At 67.6% G+C, this 20,548-nt stretch carries 20 protein-coding genes; 10 read left to right on the top strand and 10 right to left on the bottom strand.

Translation table 11 applies throughout. The features are described from left to right. Positions 1 to 86 precede the first annotated feature (86 nt). The gene (locus tag AAFN88_RS01720) at positions 87 to 770 is read right to left on the bottom strand and encodes a DUF6134 family protein (RefSeq protein ID WP_347517777.1); all 684 of its coding nucleotides are present in this window, start codon (positions 768 to 770) and stop codon (positions 87 to 89) included. A gap of 193 nt (positions 771 to 963) precedes the next feature. Here AAFN88_RS01720 and nudC point away from each other — a divergent pair, with 193 nt between their 5' ends. Further along, positions 964 to 1,896 carry an NAD(+) diphosphatase gene (gene nudC, locus AAFN88_RS01725; protein WP_347517778.1) on the top strand — a complete coding sequence of 311 codons (933 nt, stop codon included), beginning with the start codon at positions 964 to 966 and terminating at the stop codon, positions 1,894 to 1,896. Between the two features lie 125 nt (positions 1,897 to 2,021). Here the strand turns inward: nudC and AAFN88_RS01730 are convergent, their stop codons facing one another. Then, complete coding sequence (locus tag AAFN88_RS01730) at positions 2,022 to 2,900, bottom strand: prephenate dehydratase (protein ID WP_347517779.1); 879 nt, start codon at positions 2,898 to 2,900, stop codon at positions 2,022 to 2,024. A gap of 73 nt (positions 2,901 to 2,973) precedes the next feature. Beyond that, positions 2,974 to 3,756, bottom strand: coding sequence for a 3-deoxy-manno-octulosonate cytidylyltransferase (locus AAFN88_RS01735; protein WP_347517780.1), 783 nt, complete (start codon positions 3,754 to 3,756; stop codon positions 2,974 to 2,976). A gap of 289 nt (positions 3,757 to 4,045) precedes the next feature. On the opposite strand from AAFN88_RS01735, the gene AAFN88_RS01740 reads away from it, so the two are divergent. The 7 genes from AAFN88_RS01740 (at position 4,046) to AAFN88_RS01770 (ending at position 12,449) form a co-directional block, all read left to right on the top strand. Next, positions 4,046 to 4,597 carry a cytochrome c family protein gene (locus AAFN88_RS01740; protein ID WP_347517781.1) on the top strand — a complete coding sequence of 184 codons (552 nt, stop codon included), beginning with the start codon at positions 4,046 to 4,048 and terminating at the stop codon, positions 4,595 to 4,597. A 40-nt stretch (positions 4,598 to 4,637) separates the two neighbouring features. After that, positions 4,638 to 5,435, top strand: a complete 798-nt coding sequence (gene hisN, locus AAFN88_RS01745) for a histidinol-phosphatase (RefSeq protein WP_347517782.1) — start codon at positions 4,638 to 4,640, stop codon at positions 5,433 to 5,435. Positions 5,436 to 5,595: 160 nt separating this feature from the next. Continuing rightward, the gene (locus tag AAFN88_RS01750; RefSeq protein ID WP_347517783.1) at positions 5,596 to 7,614 is read left to right on the top strand and encodes an extracellular solute-binding protein; all 2,019 of its coding nucleotides are present in this window, start codon (positions 5,596 to 5,598) and stop codon (positions 7,612 to 7,614) included. Further along, the gene (locus tag AAFN88_RS01755; RefSeq protein WP_347517784.1) at positions 7,611 to 8,726 is read left to right on the top strand and encodes a microcin C ABC transporter permease YejB; all 1,116 of its coding nucleotides are present in this window, start codon (positions 7,611 to 7,613) and stop codon (positions 8,724 to 8,726) included. The genes AAFN88_RS01750 and AAFN88_RS01755 overlap by 4 nt, the downstream gene beginning before the upstream one ends. Positions 8,727 to 8,729: 3 nt before the next feature. Then, positions 8,730 to 9,842, top strand: a complete 1,113-nt coding sequence (locus tag AAFN88_RS01760) for an ABC transporter permease (protein ID WP_347517785.1) — start codon at positions 8,730 to 8,732, stop codon at positions 9,840 to 9,842. Then, complete coding sequence (locus AAFN88_RS01765; RefSeq protein WP_347517786.1) at positions 9,842 to 11,491, top strand: ABC transporter ATP-binding protein; 1,650 nt, start codon at positions 9,842 to 9,844, stop codon at positions 11,489 to 11,491. Before AAFN88_RS01760 ends, AAFN88_RS01765 begins: the two co-directional genes overlap by 1 nt. Positions 11,492 to 11,519: 28 nt before the next feature. Then, the gene (locus AAFN88_RS01770; protein ID WP_347517787.1) at positions 11,520 to 12,449 is read left to right on the top strand and encodes a glyoxylate/hydroxypyruvate reductase A; all 930 of its coding nucleotides are present in this window, start codon (positions 11,520 to 11,522) and stop codon (positions 12,447 to 12,449) included. A gap of 56 nt (positions 12,450 to 12,505) precedes the next feature. On the opposite strand, the gene AAFN88_RS01775 is transcribed toward AAFN88_RS01770, so the two are convergent. The 3 genes from AAFN88_RS01775 to AAFN88_RS01785 form a co-directional block, all read right to left on the bottom strand. Continuing rightward, a complete protein-coding gene (locus AAFN88_RS01775) occupies positions 12,506 to 12,817 on the bottom strand; it encodes a multidrug efflux SMR transporter (protein ID WP_347521608.1) in 312 nt (103 codons plus the stop codon). Positions 12,818 to 12,985: 168 nt separating this feature from the next. Continuing rightward, a complete protein-coding gene (locus AAFN88_RS01780; protein WP_347517788.1) occupies positions 12,986 to 13,387 on the bottom strand; it encodes a MarR family transcriptional regulator in 402 nt (133 codons plus the stop codon). Between the two features lie 222 nt (positions 13,388 to 13,609). Beyond that, entirely contained in the window at positions 13,610 to 13,789 is a 180-nt protein-coding gene (locus AAFN88_RS01785; RefSeq protein WP_347517789.1) for a hypothetical protein, read from the bottom strand. A 277-nt stretch (positions 13,790 to 14,066) separates the two neighbouring features. Here AAFN88_RS01785 and AAFN88_RS01790 point away from each other — a divergent pair, with 277 nt between their 5' ends. Continuing rightward, positions 14,067 to 14,615, top strand: coding sequence for a hypothetical protein (locus tag AAFN88_RS01790; protein ID WP_347517790.1), 549 nt, complete (start codon positions 14,067 to 14,069; stop codon positions 14,613 to 14,615). A gap of 35 nt (positions 14,616 to 14,650) precedes the next feature. On the opposite strand, the gene AAFN88_RS01795 is transcribed toward AAFN88_RS01790, so the two are convergent. Continuing rightward, entirely contained in the window at positions 14,651 to 16,057 is a 1,407-nt protein-coding gene (locus AAFN88_RS01795) for a leucyl aminopeptidase family protein (protein ID WP_347517791.1), read from the bottom strand. A 144-nt stretch (positions 16,058 to 16,201) separates the two neighbouring features. Between AAFN88_RS01795 and AAFN88_RS01800 the strand changes: the two genes are divergently transcribed. Next, complete coding sequence (locus AAFN88_RS01800) at positions 16,202 to 16,861, top strand: glutathione S-transferase family protein (RefSeq protein ID WP_347517792.1); 660 nt, start codon at positions 16,202 to 16,204, stop codon at positions 16,859 to 16,861. Positions 16,862 to 16,951: 90 nt separating this feature from the next. Here AAFN88_RS01800 and AAFN88_RS01805 read toward each other — a convergent pair whose 3' ends face one another. The 3 genes from AAFN88_RS01805 to AAFN88_RS01815 all read right to left on the bottom strand — a co-directional run bounded on the left by AAFN88_RS01805 (position 16,952) and on the right by AAFN88_RS01815 (position 20,452). Then, positions 16,952 to 18,082 (bottom strand): TAXI family TRAP transporter solute-binding subunit, encoded by a 1,131-nt coding sequence (locus tag AAFN88_RS01805; RefSeq protein WP_347517793.1) that lies wholly within the window; start codon positions 18,080 to 18,082, stop codon positions 16,952 to 16,954. Between the two features lie 156 nt (positions 18,083 to 18,238). Then, positions 18,239 to 18,988: a VTT domain-containing protein gene (locus AAFN88_RS01810; RefSeq protein WP_347517794.1), complete on the bottom strand. Its 750-nt coding sequence runs from the start codon at positions 18,986 to 18,988 to the stop codon at positions 18,239 to 18,241. 21 nt (positions 18,989 to 19,009) lie between these two features. Next, positions 19,010 to 20,452 carry an FAD-dependent oxidoreductase gene (locus AAFN88_RS01815; RefSeq protein WP_347517795.1) on the bottom strand — a complete coding sequence of 481 codons (1,443 nt, stop codon included), beginning with the start codon at positions 20,450 to 20,452 and terminating at the stop codon, positions 19,010 to 19,012. Positions 20,453 to 20,548: the final 96 nt, after the last annotated feature.

The raw sequence follows: 20,548 nt of genomic DNA on the forward strand, positions 1-20,548 counted from the left end.
GGTATCGGAGCCTCCGGCACAAGACCTCCCCCCGGATTCCCCATGAAAAGAATTTTCGGCGGAATTCCGGGGTTTCCCGCCCCCTCCTACTGGCGCTCGAGGGTGATGAGCGAGCCATCGCGGGCCGGAAAAGCCACGCGGGCCAGGCCGCAGTCCGGACCGTACCAGATGTCGCGCTCCAGTTGCCCGGTCAGGCGGTAATGGCGGGCCTGGACCCGGTCCCCGCCAACCTTGACCGCTTCCTCGCCCAGGGCCTCGCTGCGCACCACCTTCACCCGCCCGTCGATGGTGCCGAACAGGGCCTGGGTCCTGGGCGTGTCGCGGTGCCAGAGGCTGGCCGGAACGACGAAGCCGGAGACGTCGAAGGGAACGTCGTTGACCTTGCCGCGCAGGGCGCCGTCGCGGCGCTGCGACTCCAGCCGCCAGAGGGCGCCGTCGTCGTCGGTGGCGGAGATCAGGGAGTGCAGCCAGCCCTCGCGCCAGACTTCCTCGGCGCGGTGGGTAAAGCGGAAGAGGGTGACGCCCAACAGGTCGACGGCGATGTCGATGGCGACCTCGACCACGAAATCGCCGCCCCCTTTCGAAGGGCGGCGCGAAAAAGTGAAGAGATGTTCGCCGATCACGTTGCCGTGACGCAGCACCAGGAAACGCCAAGCGTGCTGCCTGGGGAACAGGTCGCAAGCCCGCGCGGCGGGGATGGCGCCGAGAGTCCCGAGCCCGAGGCCCGCCGTGCCGCCGCCCAGCAGTTTCAGGACCTGGCGTCTTCGCATGCACTTTCCTTCCGCTTTCTGGAAGCCTGACTCATCGGGCCGTCACCGACAACTACGCGGGTCGGGAAGCGCGGGGTGCGCGACCGCCCCCGGCCGCCTTCTCCTCTTGTCATCCTCGGGTTTGTCCAGCGGGTCCAAGGGCGGGCGGACATCGCGATTGCCGCCGCGTCGGGACCGTGCCAACTTGGCCGCCATGCCCCCTCTCAAGCCCACCAGGATCAACTTCTACGCCGGAGTGCCGCTGGACCGCGCGGACCATCTGCGCGGCGACACCGAGCGGCTGGCCGGACTGCTGGCCGATCCGCACGCCCGGGTGGTTCCGCTGTGGCGCAGTCTGCATCTCGTCGCCGGCGACGCCGAGGCGGTGTGGCTGGAGCGCGCCGAGATCGAGGCCCTGATTGAGACCGCCGGGACCCCGGTCTTCCTGGGCCTGCGGGAGGAAACCGTCTACCTGGCCGTCGATCTGTCGCACCTTGAGGAACCCGAGGTCGAGCCGCTGGGCGGCGCCGCCGCGGCCTTCCGCGACCTGCGCCAGGTCGGTCCGATCATGGACCGCGAGGAGAGCGCCATCCTGGCCTATGCCCGCGGCCTCGCCCACTGGCACGCGCGCCACGGCTTCTGCGGAGTCTGCGGCGCGCCGACGGTCAGCGAGAAGGGCGGCCACCAGCGCCGCTGCTCCGATCCCCGGTGCAATGCCGTGCACTTTCCGCGCACCGACCCGGCGGTGATCATGCTGGTCCACGACGGCGCCGGCCGCTGCCTGCTGGGCCGTCAGGCGGTCTGGCCGCCGGGCATGCACTCCACCCTGGCCGGTTTCGTCGAACCGGGCGAGAGCCTGGAGGAAGCCGTCGCCCGCGAGATCTGGGAAGAGGTCGGCCTGAAGGTCGCCGTGGCGGACATCGATTACCACTCGTCCCAGCCCTGGCCTTTTCCCTCCTCCATCATGCTGGGCTTCCACGCCCGCGCCGACCGCGGAGCGCTGCGCCTGGCCCCCGAGGAGATCGAGAGTGCCGGGTGGTACAGCCGCGAGGACCTGCTGAATTCTCCCGAGGACGAGACCTTCAAGCTGCCGCGGCGCGATTCCATCGCTCGCCGCCTGATCGAGGACTGGCTGGAAGAAGGTTAGGCGCCACCTCGGTCGTCACCCTCGGCCTTGTGCCGAGGGTCCAGGGGCAAACGCCACATCGCCTGCCCTGGATGCTCGGGACAAGCCCGAGCATGACGGTTGACTATGTGGAAGCAGGAACTGCGTCAGTCGTCGCCGTTGACGGTGCCGCGGAAGTCGTTGGCCGGATAGACGCCGAGGATCTTCACCTCGCGGGAGAAGAAGCTGAGTTCCTCCAGGGCCAAACGCACCATACGGTCTTCCGGGTGGCCCTCGATGTCGGCGTAGAACTGAGCCACCGTGAAGCTGCCGTCGATGATGTAGCTTTCCAGCTTGGTGATGTTGACTCCGTTGGTGGCGAAGCCGCCCAGCGCCTTGTAGAGCGCCGCCGGCACCGAGCGCACGCGAAACACGAAGGTGGTGATCACCGGCGTGCCGTCGTGGGGCGGGTCGATCGGCTCCTTCGACATGATGATGAAGCGCGTGGTGTTGTGCGGGATGTCCTGGACGTTGGCGTCCAGCACCTGCAGGCCGTAGATCTCCCCGGCCAGGGCCGAGGCGACGGCCGCGCGGCTCGGGTCGCCCAGTTCGGCCACTTCCTTGGCGGCGCCGGCGGTGTCGGCGTGAACCACCGGCTTCATCCCCTGGCGGCGGGTGTATTCGCGGCACTGGGAAAGCGCCTGCACATGGCTGTGCACCGTCTCGATGCTGTCCATGGTGGCGCCCTGGGGCGCCAGGAGCTGGTGCTCGACCTTCTGGAAGTGCTCGCCGATGATATGGAGGCCCGAGCCCGGCAGCAGGTGGTGGATGTCCGCCACGCGCCCGGCGCTGGAGTTCTCGATCGGGATCATGGCATAGCGCGCGCGCCCGGAGGTCACGGCCGCGAAGGTATCCTCGAAGGAGGCGCAGGGCAGGGTGGTCATCTCGGGCATGGCGGCCCGGCAGGCCATGTCGGAATAGGCGCCGGGGACGCCCTGAAAGGCAATGACGTTCTCTGACGCCGCCTGCTTGGTGGCCTCTGACATAGGGTGCGGCCTTCTCTGTCGCGGATCCGGCGGATGCCTGCGGGCATCCCGGAAAATTCAAGGAAAACAGACCCTAAGCGGTCGCCAGCAAGGCCCGCGCCCGCTCCAGGTCGGCGGGAGTATCGACACCCAGGGGAAGGGTGTCAACGCGGGCCGCGTCGATGCGCATCCCCGCCTCCAGGGCGCGCAGCTGCTCCAGCTTCTCGCGCAGCTCCAACGGCGAGGGCGGCAGGGCGACGAAGCGTTCCAGCGCCGGGCGCCGGTAAGCGTAGATGCCGATGTGGTGGTAGAGCGGCAGGCCGGCGTCGCCGCCGTCCCAGGGCACCGGGCAGCGGCTGAAGTAGAGCGCCCGGGCGCTTGCGGCACCCTCCGCGAAGCTGACCGCCGCTTTCACTACGTTGGGATTGCTGCGCTCCTCGGGTTCCGTGATCTCCACCACCAGGGTGGCGACGTCCGCCGGCCCCTCGGCCAGGGGCCGCAGCACCGCTCGCACCAGCGCCGGGTCCAGGGTCGGCAGGTCGCCCTGCAGGTTGACCACCGCGTCGTGGCGGCCTTCGGGATCGACTTGCCGCAGGGCCTCGAAGATGCGGTCGGAGCCGCTGGCGTGGGCCGGATCGGTCAACACCGCCCGCCCGCCGGCGGCGCTCACCGCCTCGGCGATGGCCTCCTCGGCGCAGGCCACCACCACCGGGCCCACGTCCGCCTCCATGGCCCGGCGCCAGACATGGACGATCATGGGCGCGCCGCCGATGTCGGCCAGGGGTTTGTCGGGCAGCCGCGTCGAGGCGAGACGCGCCGGAATCATGACGATCGGGTTCGTTGGGAGGGTCTTGGGGTCTTGCGGGACAGCGGTCATCGGCAGCTTCGGAACAGGACAAAGAAGGAGCAAGTGGTTCGGGCGCCGGACCGCTGGCCGCGGCGGTTGACGCCTGCGGGGGCCGGCCGGCGCAGCTTAGGGCCGGGAAAGCGGGAAAAGAAACCGACTTTTCGCGCCGCGAAGCAAGAAACCGCCGGTTTTGCGAAGCGGACCCGCCGGCGCAACTCCGATCCTGGGCCTTGCAGGGGCCAGCCGGAGGGACTATTGAAAGCGCAGTCTCGCGCCGCTATTGTCCGGCGCAGTTCAGAAGGGATGCAAGGGCTTATCAATGGCTTCGTCGTTGGAATCGAATAAGATCGCCGCCGCCGTCCTGACGGCCGGCGTTGTCGCCATGCTCTCCGGCTTCGTGGCCGAATTGCTCTACCACCCCCAAGTGGAGCTGGAAGAGAATTCCTACGTGGTCGCGGTCAGCGAGGGCGGCCCCGCCGAAGCCGCGCCGGCCGACGAAGGCCCGAGCCTGGAGCCCATCGTTCCGCTGCTGGCCGCCGCCGATCCGGCCGCCGGCGAGAAGGTGGCCAAGAAGTGCACCGCCTGCCATTCCTTCGACGAAGGCGGCCCCAACAAGGTGGGCCCGAACCTCTACGACCTGGTGAACCGGCCGATCGGCACGCATGAGGGCTTCGGCTATTCCGACGACCTGGCCGGGATGTCGGGCGAGACCTGGACCTACGAGCACCTGAACGCCTTCCTGGCCAAGCCGAAGGACTTCGCCCCGGGCACCAAGATGTCCTTCGCCGGCCTGAAGAAAGCGGGCGACCGGGCCGATCTCGTGGCCTGGCTGCGCACCCTGAGCGGCAATCCGGCCCCGCTGCCCGAGTAGGACGAGGAGCGCGCAGCTCCTTGCGAGCGCGGCGACCCCGGTGAGCGCCCAGCATTGCCCCGAGGAATTCCTGGATCTCGCCGGCCGTTTGGCCGTGGCCGCGCGTGCCGTCGCCCAACGTCACTTCCGTGAAGATCTGCCGGTCGAGGACAAGGCCGACGAAAGCCCGGTAACCCGGGCCGACCGCGAGGCCGAGACGGCGATGCGCGAGCTCATCGCCGCCGCCCACCCGGACCACGGCATCCACGGCGAGGAGTTCGGCGTCGAGAACCCGCAGGCCGAGTTCGTCTGGGTGCTGGACCCCATCGACGGCACCAAGCGCTTCATCACCGGCAACCCCCTCTTCGGTTGCCTCGTCGCCCTGCTGCAGGGCGGCCGGCCGATCCTGGGCCTCATCGACATGCCGATCCTGGAGGAGCGCTGGCTGGGCGCCAGCGGCCACGCCACCACCTTCACCGACCGCAAGGGCGCGCGGGAGGCCCGGGTGCGCCCCTGCGCCGGCCTTGGCTCGGCCACGGTGCTGGCCACCGCGCCCGAGATGTTCGCGGGCGCCGACGCCCCGGCCTTCGACCGCCTGCGCCGGGCCGCCAAGCTGACCCTCTACGGCGGCGACTGCTTCAACTACGGCCTGCTGGCCAGCGGTTTCAGCGACATCGTCGTCGAGGCGGACCTGGCGCCCTACGACCACCTGGCCCACGCCCCCATCATCACCGGCGCCGGCGGCATCATGACCGACTGGCAGGGCCGCCCGACCAGCCTGGAAACCGACGGGCGGGTGCTCTGCGCCGGCGACCGGCGCTGCCACGACCAAGCGATTTCCTTGCTGCAAAGCGCCTGATTCGCCATAACTTCTCAGCGAGGAGGCTTGTTATCTGCGGATTCGCCCGCCAGTTCCGTCTAGAATTGGGGCAAGAATCCCGAACGTGACACCGGGGGAAACCCGGGCCGTAACCAAGTCGGGGACGAACAGGGTCCAGCTATTGGAAGTGATGCCGCCTTTGCGCCAAATCCTTGCGAGCTGCGCCGTCGCCACGGCGCTGTCGGCGATCCTTGCCGCTCCCTGGGCCGCCGCCCCGGCCGCCGCCCAGGAACCGGCCCAGGAACAGAAGGTCTACAGATCCCACGCCATCGCCATGCACGGCGAGCCGAAATATCCGGCGGACTTCCAGCACTTCGACTACGTGAACCCGGACGCGCCCAAGGGTGGCGCCATCCACACCGCCGCGGAAGGGACCTTCGATTCCTTCAATCCTTGGATATCCAAAGGCAGGGCCGTTTCCCCCGGAGGCGACACTCTGCTGATAGGCAGCTTCGACGAAGCTTTCACCGAATACTGCCTGATTTGCGAAACGCTGGAGTGGCCGGAAGACCGCTCCTGGGTGATCTTCCATCTGAGGCCGGAGGCACGCTGGCACGACGGCGAGCCCGTCACGCCGGAAGACGTGATCTTTTCCCTCCAGATGCTCAAGGAGAAGGGCCAGCCGTTCTATCGCTTCTACTACGGATCGATCGAGCGCGCGGAAAAAGTCGGGCAGCGGTCCGTGAAATTCACCTTCGCGGAGAAGGAGAACCGCGAACTGCCGCTGATTGCCGGTCAGTTGCCGATCCTGCCCAAGCACTACTGGGAGGACCGCGACTTCGAAAGCACCACCCTGGAACCGCCGCTGACCTCCGGCCCCTATCGCATCGTCGAATGGGAACCGGGGCGCTTCGTGGTGCGGGAAAGGGTCGAGGACTATTGGGCAAGGGATCTGCCGGTCAACCGCGGCCAGGACAATTTCCACCGCATCCGGACCAGCTTTTTCCGCGACGCGACGGTGATCCGTCAGGCGCTCAAATCCGGCGCGCTGGACTACCACCAGGAAACCCAAGCCAAGGCCTGGGCGCTGGACTACGACATTCCGGCGGTACGCAAGGGCTGGCTGAAGAAGGTCGCCTTTCCCCATCAGCGGCCTACGGGGATGCAGGCCTTCATCTTCAATACGCGCCGGACCCTGTTCAAGGACCCCAAGGTGCGCGAGGCGTTGAGCTACGCCTTCGATTTCGAGTGGACCAATCCGACCCTCTTCTTCGGGCAGTACACCCGCAACAACAGTTACTTCGAGAACTCCGAGCTGGCTTCCAGAGGGCTCCCCGAGGGCCGCGAGCTCGAGATTCTATCGCCCTATCGCGGCAAACTGCCGGAGGAGGTCTTCACCGAAGTCTTTTCCGTCCCCGTTACCGACGGCAGCGGCTGGCCGCGCGAAAACCTGGTCAAGGCCCTGAAGCTGCTGGGAGAGGCGGGCTGGAAGGTCGACGACGAAGGCGTGCTGCGTAACGTCGATTCCGGACGCCCCTTCGCCTTCGAGTTCCTGCTGGTCAGCACCGACTTCCAGCGCATCGTGCTGCCCATGGCGCGCAACCTGAGGCGTATCGGCATCGACATGAAGGTGCGGCTGGTGGACTCCTCGCAGTACATCAATCGCTATCGCTCCAAGGACTTCGACATGATTTCCAGGGGCTGGGGACAGTCGGACTCGCCGGGCAACGAGCAGCGCGATTTCTGGTCGAGCACCGCCGCCGAATCGCCGGGCTCGCGCAATCTCGCGGGCATCACCGATCCGGTCATCGACGAACTGATCGAGCTCGTAATCCAGGCGCCGAGCCGCGAGGAGCTGATCTACCGCACCCGGGCGCTCGATCGGGCCTTGCTCTGGGGCTTCTACGTGATCCCGGCCTGGCACCTGCAGAGCGACCGCATCCTCTACTGGGACAAGTTCGACTATCCGCCCGAACCGCCCAAGAACGGCACCTCCACCGCCTTCTGGTGGTACGACGAGGCCAAGGCACAGGCCCTGGCCACGGCCCTGCCCGGCGGCGGCACCTCCATCGACGACGACGGCCAGCAGACGGCGGACTTCGACGCCCGCAAGCTTCTGGGACTGTCGTTCTTCCTGGTGCTGATCGCGGCAACCTGGTTCGCAATCAAGGTCAGCGGCCGCCGCCGGAAAGAGGCAACCGCGGTGATCGAGTCATGATCGCTTACATCGTTCGCCGCCTGGTGCTTCTGGTGCCGACCCTCTTCGTGATCATGCTGATCAACTTCGTGATCCTGCAGTTCCTGCCCGGCGGTCCGGTCGAACAGATCATCGCCGAGCTGACCGGCGAGGGCGCCGCCATCACAGAACGCGTAACCCGCAGCGGCAGCTCGGAGATCTCGGCTCAAACCGGCGGCGGCGCCCAGGTAACGGGGGAAGGCCCGCGCGGCACCTACCGCGGCGCCCAGGGGCTCGACCCGGCTTTCATCGCCGACCTGGAGAAGCAGTTCGGGCTCGACAAGCCGATGCACGAGCGCTTCTTCCTGATGATGCGCAACTACCTGGTCTTCGACTTCGGCGATTCCTTCTTCCGCGACCAGTCGGTGGTCGAGCTGATGCTGAGCAAGATGCCGGTGTCGATCTCTTTGGGACTCTGGTCGGTCCTGATCATCTACCTCGTTGCCATTCCCCTGGGCGTGGCCAAGGCCGTGCGCGACGGCTCGCGCTTCGACATCTGGACCTCCGCCGTGGTGGTGGTTGCCACGGCCATACCGGGCTTCCTCTTTGCCGTGCTGCTGCTCGTCGTCTTTGCCGGCGGCGTCTATTTCGACCTCTTTCCGCTTAGCGGTCTGACCTCCGTGGGCTGGGAAACTCTGCCCCTCTACGAGAAGGTGCTGGACTATCTCTGGCACCTGGTGCTGCCGATCCTGGCCTTGTCGATCGGCGGCTTCGCCGGCCTCACCATGCTGACCAAGAACTCCTTCCTCGACCAGATCGGTCAGCAGTATGTCGTCACCGCCCGGGCCAAGGGCCTGGCGGAGCGGAGGGTCCTCTATGGACATGTCTTCCGCAACGCCATGCTGATCGTGGTGTCGGGCTTTCCGGCAGTCCTTATCGGCCTGCTGTTCACCGGCAACGTCCTGATCGAGGTGATCTTCTCGCTCGACGGCCTCGGGCTGCTGGGCTTCGAGGCCGTGTTCAACCGCGACTATCCCATCGTGCTGGGCACGCTCTACTTCTTCACTCTCTTCGGGCTGCTCATGGGCCTTGTCACGGACCTGACCTACACCCTGATCGATCCGCGGATCGACTTCGAGACGCGGGAGACCTGAAGCATGGCCCTCGCCTTCCGCCTTTCGCCGATCAACCGCCGCCGCCTCGCCAACTTCAAGGCCAACCGCCGCGGCTACTGGTCCTTCTGGGTCTTCCTGGTCCTCTTTGTCGTGACCCTCTTCGCCGAGGTCATCGCCAACGACAAGCCTTTCCTGGTGGTCTACGACGGCGAGCTTCATTCGCCGATTCTCCGTTTCTATCCCGAGACCACCTTCGGCGGCACCTTGCCGACGGAAGCCGACTATACCGATCCCTACGTCCAGGACCTGATCGATCAAAAGGGCTGGATGCTGTGGCCGGTCGTGCGCTTCGACCACCGTACCGTGGCCTGGAACCTGCCCGCCCCGGCGCCGACACCGCCCGACGCCGTCCACTGGCTGGGCACCGACGACCAGGCCCGCGACGTCGTCGCCCGCACCATCTACGGCTTCCGCATCTCGGTGCTTTTCGGTTTCACGCTGACCATCGTGTCGGCGCTCATCGGCGTCTCGGCCGGAGCCATCCAGGGATTCTACGGCGGCTGGATCGACCTGCTCGCCCAGCGCTTCATAGAAATCTGGTCCTCCATGCCGCAGCTCTACATCCTCATCATCATCGCCTCGGTGATCGAGCCGAACTTCTGGTGGCTGCTGCTGGTCCTTCTCCTGTTCTCCTGGATCGGTTTCGTCGGCGTGGTGCGGGCCGAGTTTCTCAAGACCCGCAACCTGGACTACGTGCGCGCCGCGCGGGCGCTGGGGCTCGGCAACGGACTGATCATGTTCCGCCACGTCCTGCCCAACGCCATGGTGGCCACCCTCACTTTCATGCCCTTCACCCTGGCCGGCTCGGTCACCGTGCTGACCTCCCTCGACTTCCTCGGTATCGGCCTGCCACCGGGCTCGGCTTCGCTCGGCGACCTGCTGGCCCAGGGCAAGGCCAACATCCAGGCGCCCTGGCTGGGCCTCACCGGCTTCTTCGTTATCGGCCTCATGCTGTCGCTGCTGATCTTTATCGGCGAGGCGGTGCGCGACGCCTTTGATCCGCGCAAGCTCTTCGCCGCGCCGCCACCCGAGGACAGCACCGGCGACTCGCGCGCGCCGGAGGCGCCTCGTCCGGCGCGGATGGGAGCGGAGTGATGACCGGGACCGCTATGGAGAGCAGCACCCCCTTGCTGCAGATCGCCAGCCTGGGGGTCAACTTCCGGGGCGAGCAAGGCAAGGTCGCCGCGGTCAAGAACGTGTCCCTCGACATTGCCCGCGGCGAAACCGTGGCCCTGGTGGGCGAGAGCGGCTCCGGCAAGTCGGTGACCGCGCTGTCGATCCTGCAGCTGCTGCCCTATCCCGCCGCAACCCACACCAAAGGCAGCTCGGTCCGGTTCAAGGGCCGCGAGCTGATGGGAGCGACGCCCCGCGAGCTGCGCCAGGTGCGCGGCGATCAGATCTCGATGATCTTCCAGGAACCCATGACCTCGCTCAATCCACTGCACACGGTGGAAAAGCAGATCAACGAGACGCTGTTCCTGCACAAGGGCATGTCCAAGGACCAGGCGCGGGCGCGGACCCTGGAACTCTTGAAGCTGGTCGGCATTCCCGACGCGGTCAAGCGCCTCTCGGCTTTTCCGCACGAACTTTCCGGCGGCCAGCGCCAGCGCGTGATGATCGCCATGGCGCTGGCCAACGAGCCGGACCTGCTGATCGCCGACGAGCCGACCACGGCCCTGGACGTCACCATCCAGGCGCAGATCCTGAAGCTCTTGAAGGAGCTGCAGCAGAAGCTCGGCATGGCCCTGCTGCTGATCACCCACGACCTGGGCATCGTGCGCAAGATGGCCGACAAGGTCTGCGTCATGACCCAGGGCGAGATCGTCGAACAGGGCGACGAAAAACAGATCTTCGAGCACGCGCAGCATCCCTATACCCAGCGCCTGCTGGCCGCCGAACCCAAAGGCCGGCCGATCGGCGCGGCGCCCGACGCGCCGGTGGTGATGCAGGGCGAGGACGTGAAGGTCTACTTCCCGATCAAGAAGGGCGTGCTGAAGCGCACCGTCGACTACGTGCGCGCCGTCGACGGCATTTCCGTCACCGTGCGCCAGGGCCACACCGTGGGCGTGGTCGGCGAAAGCGGCTCCGGCAAGACCACCCTGGGCTTGGCGCTGCTGCGCCTGCTGTCGTCCCAGGGCGCCATCCAGTTCGACGGCAGGACCATCCAGGGGCTGGGCTCGAAAGAACTGCGCCCGCTGCGCCGCTCCATGCAGATCGTCTTTCAGGATCCTTACGGCTCGCTCAGTCCGCGCCTCTCGGTCGGCCAGATCGTCGCCGAGGGCCTGAAGGTCCACAACATGGGCGCCGACGAGGCGGAGCGCGAGGCGATGATCGTCGAGGCCCTGGAGGAAGTGGGCCTGGACCCCGAAAGCCGCCATCGCTATCCCCACGAATTCTCGGGCGGGCAGCGCCAGCGCATCGCCGTCGCCCGCGCCATGGTGCTGAAACCGCGCTTCGTGGTGCTGGACGAGCCGACCTCCGCCCTCGACATGTCGGTACAGGCGCAGATCGTCGACCTGCTGCGCGAGTTGCAGCAACGCCACAACCTGGCCTATATGTTCATCAGCCACGACCTGAAGGTCGTCCGCGCCCTGGCCGACGAGGTCATCGTCATGCGCGACGGCCGGGTGGTGGAACAGGGCAGCGCCGAGCAGATTTTTGACGCCCCCGCCGAAGCCTACACCCAGGCGCTGATGAAAGCGGCTTTCGAACTGGAAGCCGTCGAAGGCGTCGTCTCCACCTGAGTTTTCTTCTGCAGCCGACAGGATTTCCGTGGCACTTCTCATCAAGACCGACATCGACCGCGGCACCGCCTGGGCCGAGGCTCTGGCCGCCAACTTCCCCGAGTTGAAGGTCTACACCTGGCCCTACGAAGGCGATCCGGCCGAGATCGACTACGCCCTGGTGTGGCAGCCGCCGGAGGGCGAGCTGAAGCACTATCCCAACCTGAAGGCCATCTTCTCCGTCGGCGCCGGTATCGATCACCTGGCCAGCGACCCGGACCTGCCCCAAGGCGTGCCGGTGGTGCGCATGGTCGAGCCAGGGCTCACCGCCGGCATGTCGGAGTACGTCGTCTGGGCGGCGATGAGCCACCACCGCTTCATGCTGGACTACGCCGCGCAACGCCGCGAGAAGGTCTGGGAAGAGCTGCTGCAACTGCCCGCGGAGGCGCGCCAGGTGGGCGTGCTGGGGCTCGGCGTGCTGGGCCGCGACGCGCTGGAGAAACTGAAGCCTTTCGGCTTCCGGCTGGCCGGCTGGAGCCGCAGCCCCAAGACGATCAGCGGCGTCACCTGCTTTCACGGCATCGGCGGCTTCGACGAGTTCCTGGCCGGCACCGACATCCTGGTCTGCCTGCTGCCGCTGACGCCGGAGACCGAGAGCATCCTGAACGCCGAGACCTTCGCCAAGCTGCCCGCCGGGGCCGCCGTCATCAATGCCGGGCGCGGCGGCCACCTGGTGGAAGAAGACCTGCTGGAGGCGCTGGAAAGCGGCCAGATCGGCGGCGCCACCCTGGACGTCTTCCGCGAGGAGCCGCTGCCGGAGGAGCACCCCTTCTGGGAGCACCCCCGCGTCGTCATCACACCGCACATCGCCAGCATGACGGTGCCGGAGAGCGCGGTGCGCGTCGTGGTCGCCAACATCCAGCGCCTGGAGGCCGGCGAGGCGTTGCAGCACGTGGTCGACATGAATCGGGGCTACTGACCCTTCGTCCCGGCGGAAGGACCGCCGGGCGGAGGCCCCGCCCGCGCCCGGGCCGCTTACGAGAGCTTCATCGTCACCATGCCGGCCACGATGAGCAGGGCCGCGACGGCGCGCTGGATCGTGAGCGTTTCACCGAGAAGCCAGACACCGGCCGCGAAGGCGCCGACGGCGCCGATGCCGGTCCAGATCAGGTAGGCTGTGCCGAGCGGCAGGCTGCGCATCGCCAGCGCAAGCAGGCCGAAGGAGCCGATCATCGCGCCTAGCATGATCAGCGTCGGCGTCGCGCGCGTGAAGCCCCGCGATTCCTTCATCGCAACCGCCCAGACGACTTCGAGGAAACCGGCCAGAATCAAAAAAGCCCAAGACATGATGCTCACCATGCTCGGGCCGTCCCGAATGAATTGCCGAAAATCGGGGAGGTCGTCCTCCTGAACGTCAGATAGGGTCCGGCCTGCGGGAATCAAGGGTCCCGGCGTGTTGCGGCGCGACGATCCAGTCGTGCCCGGCGAGAAACGGGCCGCCCCGCAACGCGGGCCTCATGCGCCGCCGAGACGCCGCGACGCGACGCAGGCCATGTCGGCGAACTCGCGCAGGAAGACCGAGCCCTTGACGCTCCGCTGAACCAGCACCGAGCGCTTGTCCTGCTCGTCGGTCTTGCGGCGCACGAAGTCCAGCTTTTCCAGACGGTCGACGGCACGGGTCACCGCCGGCTTCGACATATTGAGGGTCTTGGCCAGGCCGCGCACGGTGTGCGGCTGCGGTGCGAGGTAGACCTGGAGGAACAGCGCGAACTGGCGCGTGGTAAGGTCCGGCAGCGCGCGGTTGAGCCCCGTGACCAGCACCGTATGCCACAGCGCCAAAGCCTGGCTGGGCTGCAGCGAGGGCGCGGAGGACGGACCGGCGGCGGAACCGCCGGGCGGCGTTGGGGCGGAGGCCATGAGGGCTCTCGTTGTCGTTTCAGAAACGAAATGAATTCTGCCGGAGCCATCCTGCGGGCGCAAGCCCGCCGGCCGGCTTTCCCCCAGTCCCGGCCCTCAACCCTTAAACCAAATCTGTGACCATGATTGTATTCGCCCCTTCTCGGGGGCCGGGTCGTCTGTTCTTTGTCTTTCTCTGGTCGCTTACCTGTTCTGCCTGTCTTGGGTTTCCGGCTTGCGCCGCTACCCGGCTTCGCCGGCGACTGGCCCGGGGGCGTATCCGCCAAGCCCCGCTTTTCCAAGCTGCAGGAAGCCGTCATCGTCACCTGGACCGTCGTCAATACCGGCAAGGAGCCGCTGGCGCTCGGCGGGGTGCGCATCCACTACACCTGCGGCAACGGCGAGGTGGAGGTGATCGATCACTTCTATCCCTCCGCCATCCTGCCCGGCGCCTCGGCCAGCGACGGGGACCACTTTCTCTGCGTCGCCAAGCACGGGGTGGTTTCGCTTTTTGTGGAGACGCCGGAGGGCGGATCGAGCGCCGCCGACCGGCTGATCTACATGATGCCCTGCAACCGCGCGCTGACGAAACAGGTCGACCTCGTCTGGCAGCCGCTGGTTCTACTAAGGCGACATCCGCAGCGACGCGGCGATGCACGGCTTCGGCCTGAAGGTATCCGACCCGCCGGAAGCGCGCCTAGTGACCGTTATCGGCGCGTTCCGCGGCGACAGGCTGAACGGTTTCGGCGCGACCCAGTTCAAAAAGACCTGGGACGAGATCTTCAGCTACGGGGCGCGCTTGGGCCACTGGCAAGACCACAAAGCACAGGGACTCACCGCCTACACCGACGGCGCCGCGGTGATCGCCACCGCGGATATCCCCAGCGCGGCGCAGATGGAGATCGGTGGCGCCCTGGTCTCCGACGTGTTCAACGGCAACGGCCCCAACGCCCTCGCCAACCTGCAGGAGCGCTACGCCACCGCCGCCCGGTCGAGCAGTGGCGGCAGCAGCAGCGGCGGTTCATCCCAGGGCTCTTCAGGCGGCGGTGCGCTGAACACCTTCAACGCCACCATCACCTGCCCGGAAACCAGCCGTTCGTCGAGCATCCCCGTGCCCTACCGCACGGAGATGTGCCGCGTCGCCGCGATCGACTTCGCCAAGACCTTCGCCTGCAGCCTCATGGACCAGGAGCGGGTCATGCGGAACTGCCAGGCGGCCTGCGGCGACCCCCAGTGTCTCGAGCAGTAGGGCCCCTGCCGAAGTAGGACGGATCGCGGCGACGCTCAGCCTTTTTTGCTGCTGCGCCGTGTCAGCTCGACGATGGCGGCGTAGACGGCGCGCAGGCCCATGGCCTCGCCGCCTTCCGGGCGGCCCGGCCGCGTTGCGATGTTCCAGGCCATGATATCGATGTGCGCCCAAGGGGTGCCCGGACTGACGAAGTTCTCCAGGAACAAGGCGGCGGTGATGGCGCCGCCATAAGGGCTGTTGGAAATGTTGTTCAGGTCGGCGACCTTGCTCTCCAATCCAGGGCGATAACCCTTGAACAGCGGCAGACGCCAGACCGGATCGCCCTCGGCCGCGCTGTGGCGCAGGATCAGCCCGGCCAGCTTGTCGTCGTTGCTGAACAAGGCCGGCAGGTCGGGGCCGAGCGCCACGCGCGCAGCGCCGGTCAGGGTCGCGAAATCGATCAGCAGATCGGGCTTCTCGCCGTCGGCCTCCGCCAGGGCATCGCAGAGAATGAGACGCCCTTCGGCATCGGTGTTGCCCACTTCGACGGTCAGGCCCTTGCGGGTCTGCAGCACGTCCAGCGGCCGGAAGGCGTTGCCGGAGACGGCATTCTCCACCGCCGGCACCAGCACCCGCAGGCGCAGCGGCAGCTTCTCGGCCATGATCAGCGACGCCAGGCCCAGCACATGGGCGGCACCGCCCATGTCCTTCTTCATCAGCTTCATGCCCGCGGCGGGCTTCAGGTCCAGGCCGCCGGAGTCGAAGCAGACGCCCTTGCCGACCAGCGTCACCTTGGGGCCCTTCGTGCCCCAGCGCAGGTCGATGAGGCGCGGTTCCTCGGCGGCGGCCCTGCCCACCGCATGGATCGCCGGGTAGTTGCGCTTCAGCAAGGTGTCGCCGACCAGCACCGTGCACTTGCCGCGGTGCCGCTTGGCCAGTTCGCGCGCGGCCTCGGCGAGCTGTGCCGGGCCCATGTCGGCGGCCGGCGTGTTGACCAGATCGCGCACCAGGCCGATGGCCTCGGCGGTGTGGCTGACCTGGTCCCGGTCGGCCGACTTGGGCCAGACCAGGCACGGGTACTCGCGGGGGTTTTCCTTGTAGCGGGTGAAGCTGTAGCTGCCCAGCGCCCAGCCCAGCGCCGCCCGCGAGGCGAGCCCCGGCCTCAATCCCTGGTCCAGCCGGTAGACCCCGGGCGGCAGGGCGGCGGGCAGGCCGGCGAAAGACCAGATCGCCTCCTCGCCGTCGATCACCAGCAGCACCTGCGCCAGCGCGCCGTTTTCGCCGGGCAGCAGGCAGAAGGCGCCCGGCTGGGCGCGGAAGCCGCTGGCCGAGATCCAATTGCGCTGCGGCGCCTCCCGGTCCTTCAGCCAGTCCTCATAAGCCTCCCGCGTGACGGCGGCGATCGGCGTAGCTTCATCGGCATGGGCTTCGTCATCGGCAACAAGATAAGCGGTACTGGCCAAGGGTCGGCTCCTGGGTGGGGGGAACTCATGGGGTCAGGCGCCACGGCAGGCTTGCGCGGCGCGCGCATATTTGCGCTAAATTGCCGCCCTGTCGACCCGCAGGATGCGGACGGCAACGCGCGCAGACGAACAAAGGCACGGAAGATGACCGGCTACACCCTGATCCCCAAACTGATCTTGGGCAACAAGACCTACTCCTCCTGGTCGCTGCGCGGCTGGCTACCGGTCCGCCAGGCGGGCCTCGACGTCACCGAGGTGGTGATCCCGCTGCGCCGGCCCGAGACCCGCGCGGAGATCCTGAAGCACAGCCCGACCGGGAAAGTCCCCACCCTGATCGCGGACGACGAGCCGATCTGGGACAGTCTCGCCATCGCCGAGACCCTGGCCGAGCGCTTCCCGGACAAGGGCCTCTGGCCCGCCGGGGCCAGGGCGCGGCAGGTGGCGCGCAGCGTCACCGCGGAGATGCATTCCGGCTTCCCGGCCCTGCGCCGCGACCTGCCCATGGACCTCGGCAGGCACCATCCCGGCCATAGGATCGGCGCCGAGACGCAGGCCGACATCGGCCGGATCTGCGATATCTGGCGGGACTGCCGCGCAAACTTCGGCGGCGGCGGAGACTTTCTCTTCGGGGACTTCTGCATCGCCGATGCCTTCTACGCCCCGGTGGTGACGCGCTTTCGCACCTACGACGTGACGCTGGACGCGGTCTGCGAGGCCTACTGCGCGGCGGTGACCGCCCATCCCTGGATGCAGGAGTGGAGTGCCGCGGCGGCCGAAGAACCCTGGGTGATCGACTTCGACTGAGCCCTACGCCCCGGTCCAGGTCAAAGGTATAGAGCAGATTTACGGGGTCGGTGGATCGCCTTTGGCGAGTCCAGCCGGCCCTGACCTGCTCTAGGGCAGCATGCCGGCCTCGCGGTAGTAGCGCGCGGCGCCGGGATGCAGTGGAATGCCGAGGCCGTCCAGCGCCTTCTCCAGCAAGATCTGGCGGCCCTTGGGGTGGCCCTTGTCCAGAAGCTGGCGCGTGCTGGGGTGCCAGAGGGCGCGGGTGATCTCGTAGACCTCCTGCTCCGGCACCTGCTCGGAGACGATCCATTGAGCGCCGACGGAGAGCGTCTCGACGGCAGGAATACCGGGATAGGTGCCGACCGGAACGGTCTGCCGGCCGAAGAAGGGCCGGTCGCCCAGCAGCTTGTCGGCCTCCGGCCCGGTGAGCGGCACCAGGTCGACCAGCGCCTCCTCCGCCAGCTCCAGGACCGCGGCCGCCGGCGTGCCGGCGACGAAGAAGAAGCCGTCGATCTCGGCCTCGCGCAGGGCGTCGGCGGCGGCGCCGGAGGCCAGCGAGAAGACCTCCAGATCCTTGGCCTCCAATCCCCAGGCGCGCAGCACCAGCAAGGCGTCGACGCGCGTGCCCGAGCCCGGCCGGTCGAGGGAGATCTTCTTGCCTTTCAGGTCGGCCACGCTGCCGATGCCGGAGTCGCTGCGCACCACGAGGTGAATGGTTTCCGGGTAGAGGTTGGCAAGGGCGCGCAGCGAGGTCAGCGGCCCGCCGTCCAGGAACAGCTCGTCGCCGTAGTAGGCCCAATAGGCCACGTCGGACTGGCTGAAGCCGGATTCGAGAGTGCCTTCCTGGATCTGACGCACGTTGTCGACCGAACCGCGGGTCGACTGGGCGACCGCCACCAGCCCCGGCACGCCGCAGCTTCCGCCGCGCTCGCAGTCGCGGCTGCCCGGCGGGCTGGAGATGGCGCTGGCGATTAGCCCGCCGACGGGAAAGTAGGTGCCGGCGGTGGAGCCGGTGCCGATGCGGAAAAAGCGGATGTCCTGCGCGGCGGCCTGGCCCACGGCCAGTGCAGCGGCCAGGGCCAGTAGCGCAAGACCCGGCAGTGCAAGACCCGGCAGCGCAAGATCCGGCAGCGCGGCCCGGAGGCCGCGCCGCTTCGGCGAAGCCTTGGCCACGGAGGCCCTGGCCGTGGGGTCCTTCGCTATCGAGGCATTGGCTGCCGGAGTCGGTGCTGGCGACATGACGCTTCTCCCCTGAAGTCTCGCTGAAACGGAGTCGCGCCGCCGCGAGGTCCGGGGCTGTCGGATTGGGGCAAGCCTCAAGATCTCTGAAGCGGGGGCCCGCTCGATCATTCAGATATATCAAGCCTGAACGCCGGATCAAAGAGGCGCAAAAGATCAGGCGGCCGAACGGCGCGCCTTGACGTGCTTGTAGACCACCGGCAGCAGCGAGAGCAGCGACAGGCCGACAAGGCCGGCGATGATCTGCGGCGTCAGCACGTTCTCCACCGTGAAGGCGCCGCCCTGATCGAAGACCGAGCCCAGCCCGGCGCCGGCCAGAATGAAGACCAGGGTGCCGGGAATGATGCCGATGAAGGTGCCGACGACGTAGATGCGCAGGGAGACGCCGAGAAAAGCCGGAACGAGGTTGACGATAAAGAACGGAAAGAGCGGGATCAGGCGCAGCACCAGCATGTAGCTGAGGGCGTTTTCACGGAAGCCCGCTTCCATGCGCTGCAGGAAAGGCCCGGCCTTGGCCCGCAGCAGGCCGCCCAGCGTGCTGCGCGCGACGATGAAGAGGGCCGTGGCGCCCAGGGTGGCCCCCACCACCACGTAGAGGGTGCCCAAGGCGACGCCAAAGAGAAAACCGCCGGCGACGGTCAGCACCGCGCCCACCGGCAGCGAAAGCAGGGTGGTCGCGGCATAGAGCGTCATGAAGGCCAGGGCGGCGGCGGCGGCGTTGTCGGCCACGAAGGCGTTCAGCAGGCCGCGATGTTCGCGCAGCACCTCGATGCTGAAGTGTTCCTGAAAGCCCAGCGCCACGGCGAAGGCCGCCGCCAGGACGGCCAGCGGCAGCAGGCGTCTGAGGGCGGACCTGCCTCTGCTGCCGCCACCCGGCATCGTCTCCGTCCGGTTTGAATTGCTCATGCCCGACCTTTCACTTGCCGCTCAGCCGAAGCGCAGCAGGAAGCGCACGATCTTCTTCGTGCGCTCGCCGAACAGGCTGGGGGTGTAGTAGCTGCCGGCCGCGCGCTTGTTCGCCTCGCCCAGCGTGGGATAGGGCGCGATCATGCCGGCGAGCGCGCCGATCTTGAGGCCCCCGTCTATGGCCAGCACCCAGGGCTGCAGCAGTTCGCCGGCGTGCAGGCCGACGATGGAGGCGCCGAGGATACGGCCGCGCGCGCCGACCACCACTTTCACCAGTCCCTCTGTGGCGCGTTCGGCGCGGGCGCGATCGTTCTCGGCGAAGGGCGAGGTCAGAACCCGCACCTTGCCGCCATGAATCTCCCGCGCCTCGGCTTCTGTGAGACCGACGTGGGCGATCTCCGGATCGGTATAGATGACCCGGGGCAGGGCCTTGTAGTCGACCTTGGCCGGAAGGCGGAACAGCGCATTGCGGATGACGATGCCGGCGTGATAGCCGGCGACGTGAGTGAACTGATAGACGCCGAGCCCCTCGACCAGGGCCACGTCGCCGACCGCGAAAATGCGCTTGTTGCTGCTGCGCAGGCGCCTGTCCACCTCGATGCCGCGGGACGTGTAGGCAACGCCAGCCGCTTCCAGGCCCAGGCCGTCGACGTTGGCCTTGCGGCCGGCGGCGACGAGCAGGTGGGAGCCGGCAAGCCGGGTCTCGGCGCCGTCTTTCTGCAGGACCACGGCGATGCCGTTGCCTTCCGGCATCACTTCCTTCACGGCGACGCCCTCGTGAATCTCGACGCCGTCCTCTTCCAGGCGGCGGCGGGCAACCGCGGTGATCTCCGGATCGTCCTTGGCCAGGACCCGGTCCATCTCCAGCAGCGAGACGCGCGCACCGAGACGGCGCTGCGCCTGGGCCAGTTCGGCCCCGATCGGACCGCCGCCGATGACGATGAGATGCTCGGGCCGCTCGGCCAGCTCGAAGACGGTCTCGTTGGTCAGGTAGTGCACGCCTTCCAGGCCGGGGATCGGCGGCACCGCGGCGGTGGAGCCGGTGGCGACGACGAAGCGCTTGGCCTTCACCCGGGCCTCACCGGCCTGCAGCTCGCGCGCGCCGGTGAAGCGGGCGGCCGCCTGGATGACGGTGACGCCCAGGCCCTCGAAGCGTTCGACCGAATCGTGCGGCGCGATGGCGGCGATGACGCTGCGCAGATGATCGCGCACCGCCGGAAAGTCGACCGCCGGTTCATGGCCGTTGACGCCGAAGCGGCCGGCATGGCGCACCTTGTCGGCCGCCGCGGCCGCGGCGATCAGCGCCTTGGAGGGGACGCAGCCGTAGTTCAGGCAGTCGCCGCCCATTTTGCCCTTTTCGACCAGCACCACCCGTGCGCCCATCTGGGACGCGCCGGCCGCCACCGACAGTCCGCCGGAGCCGGCGCCGATGACACAGATATCGGCCTCTATGGTCTTGGACATGCTGTTTCCTAAGCTGTCGCGCCTGCTGTCCTTTGCGCTCAAAGCACAGATAGGCATACTCCGCAGCGTGGCAAAAGGCCTCTCACGGCGTTGTGA

It is taken from the genome of Pelagibius sp. CAU 1746 (assembly GCF_039839785.1).
Taxonomy (GTDB): domain Bacteria; phylum Pseudomonadota; class Alphaproteobacteria; order Kiloniellales; family Kiloniellaceae; genus Pelagibius.

Excerpts from the sequence above, each read along its gene's own strand:
- AAFN88_RS01755 (WP_347517784.1), top strand. The coding sequence starts at position 7,611 with ATGATCGCTTACATCGTTCGCCGCCTGGTGCTTCTGGTGCCGACCCTC.
- AAFN88_RS01760 (WP_347517785.1), top strand. The coding sequence starts at position 8,730 with ATGGCCCTCGCCTTCCGCCTTTCGCCGATCAACCGCCGCCGCCTCGCC.
- AAFN88_RS01815 (WP_347517795.1), bottom strand. The coding sequence starts at position 20,452 with ATGTCCAAGACCATAGAGGCCGATATCTGTGTCATCGGCGCCGGCTCC.
- AAFN88_RS01775 (WP_347521608.1), bottom strand. The coding sequence starts at position 12,817 with ATGTCTTGGGCTTTTTTGATTCTGGCCGGTTTCCTCGAAGTCGTCTGG.
- AAFN88_RS01805 (WP_347517793.1), bottom strand. The coding sequence starts at position 18,082 with ATGTCGCCAGCACCGACTCCGGCAGCCAATGCCTCGATAGCGAAGGAC.
- nudC (WP_347517778.1), top strand. The coding sequence starts at position 964 with ATGCCCCCTCTCAAGCCCACCAGGATCAACTTCTACGCCGGAGTGCCG.
- AAFN88_RS01765 (WP_347517786.1), top strand. The coding sequence starts at position 9,842 with ATGACCGGGACCGCTATGGAGAGCAGCACCCCCTTGCTGCAGATCGCC.
- AAFN88_RS01720 (WP_347517777.1), bottom strand. The coding sequence starts at position 770 with ATGCGAAGACGCCAGGTCCTGAAACTGCTGGGCGGCGGCACGGCGGGC.
- AAFN88_RS01810 (WP_347517794.1), bottom strand. The coding sequence starts at position 18,988 with ATGAGCAATTCAAACCGGACGGAGACGATGCCGGGTGGCGGCAGCAGA.
- AAFN88_RS01730 (WP_347517779.1), bottom strand. The coding sequence starts at position 2,900 with ATGTCAGAGGCCACCAAGCAGGCGGCGTCAGAGAACGTCATTGCCTTT.
- AAFN88_RS01800 (WP_347517792.1), top strand. The coding sequence starts at position 16,202 with ATGACCGGCTACACCCTGATCCCCAAACTGATCTTGGGCAACAAGACC.
- AAFN88_RS01780 (WP_347517788.1), bottom strand. The coding sequence starts at position 13,387 with ATGGCCTCCGCCCCAACGCCGCCCGGCGGTTCCGCCGCCGGTCCGTCC.
- AAFN88_RS01740 (WP_347517781.1), top strand. The coding sequence starts at position 4,046 with ATGGCTTCGTCGTTGGAATCGAATAAGATCGCCGCCGCCGTCCTGACG.
- AAFN88_RS01735 (WP_347517780.1), bottom strand. The coding sequence starts at position 3,756 with ATGACCGCTGTCCCGCAAGACCCCAAGACCCTCCCAACGAACCCGATC.